The following is a 1088-nucleotide window of genomic DNA, read 5'->3' on the forward strand; positions in this document are numbered from 1 at the left end:
TTGATGCGCTTCTTCGTGTCGACCAGGTCTTTGGCGGTGATGCGGCTCTGGCCGCTGGCTGCCTTGAGGGGGGCGGTCAGCTTGTCGATCCCGTTAAGCAGGATTTGCAGTTTGAGTGGGTTCATTGTTGCTCTGCCCCGTTGATGCGGTTGTGAGTCTCAACGAGGCGTTGGTGCCAGCCCATCAGCTCGCTGATCTCCATGACCGCCATCTCGGACGGCGGCCAGTGGGCGATGATGGCCAGATCGGCCATCACCTCGTCTACGCAATGAGGTAGGCCATTCTCTTCGGTACCAAAAAAGCGCTTACCTCGCTGCCCAGCTGCATCAGGTCAGCCGGATCCATGTTGCCGATCTCGGCTTCGGTCAACATAGGGGTGGTGATGCGGGGCAGCAGTTTGGTGAGGGCGTTGACGTCCATCTGCACCACATCGGTCATATTGAGGCCGCGCATTTCGCCCGCCTTGGGTTTGCGCAGCTGGATCTCGGTGAGTGTGGTGTCGCCGCGCTGGATGGCTTGGTCGAGGGTAACGGTTTTGTTTTCCATGGTGTCGGTTCCTGGTGATGTGGTGAGGGCGGCACTTATTGGTTGGATAAGGACCGCCCATTGGATGAGGGAAGGGGTTAGAGGCCGATGGCTTTGCGGTGTTCGGCCATGCGGTCGATGCCATCGGGGCCGATCTCAATCATGTTGATGAGGTCGATTTGATGGATCACCTGACCGTTGATGGTCTCCTTGTAGTAGGTGTTGACCATGCCGACCTTTGCCTGGGAGTTGTCACCGGCCTTGAGGGTGCCGCGGTCGAGCTCCTTGAAGCGGCCACGGCAGATGATCTCGACGGGTACCACTTCGGCGGTGTCGTCGCCCTGCACCGAGCCGGCAAAGCGCACCATGGTGCCGTCGGCCTTGGGTTCCCCCATGCAGCGCAGCAGGGGCTCGCCATAGCCGCCGAAGGTGAACGAGACATCGAGGGCGCTGTCATCGAATCCCATGTCGATGTTGACGGCGCCGCCCATGCCGCCGCCGCGATAGGCTTCAAACTTGCGGGTCAATTTGGCCGGGGTGAAATCTTCCGCTTCACCCACCCA

At 60.2% G+C, this 1088-nt stretch carries 3 protein-coding genes; all 3 read right to left on the reverse strand.

What is annotated here, in order from left to right:
* Nucleotides 1-121 precede the first annotated feature (121 nt).
* Nucleotides 122-253 carry a GpE family phage tail protein gene (locus tag G5137_RS20640; protein ID WP_041202707.1) on the reverse strand — a complete coding sequence of 44 codons (132 nt, stop codon included), beginning with the start codon at nucleotides 251-253 and terminating at the stop codon, nucleotides 122-124.
* An 8-nt stretch (nucleotides 254-261) separates the two neighbouring features.
* The gene (locus G5137_RS20645) at nucleotides 262-546 is read right to left on the reverse strand and encodes a phage tail assembly protein (RefSeq protein WP_019445430.1); all 285 of its coding nucleotides are present in this window, start codon (nucleotides 544-546) and stop codon (nucleotides 262-264) included.
* 77 nt (nucleotides 547-623) lie between these two features.
* A partial coding sequence (locus tag G5137_RS20650) for a phage major tail tube protein (RefSeq protein ID WP_421255916.1) occupies nucleotides 624-1088 on the reverse strand: 465 nt, incomplete at its 5' end.

Source organism: Aeromonas sp. 600282 (assembly GCF_049175755.1).
Taxonomy (GTDB): domain Bacteria; phylum Pseudomonadota; class Gammaproteobacteria; order Enterobacterales; family Aeromonadaceae; genus Aeromonas; species Aeromonas veronii_A.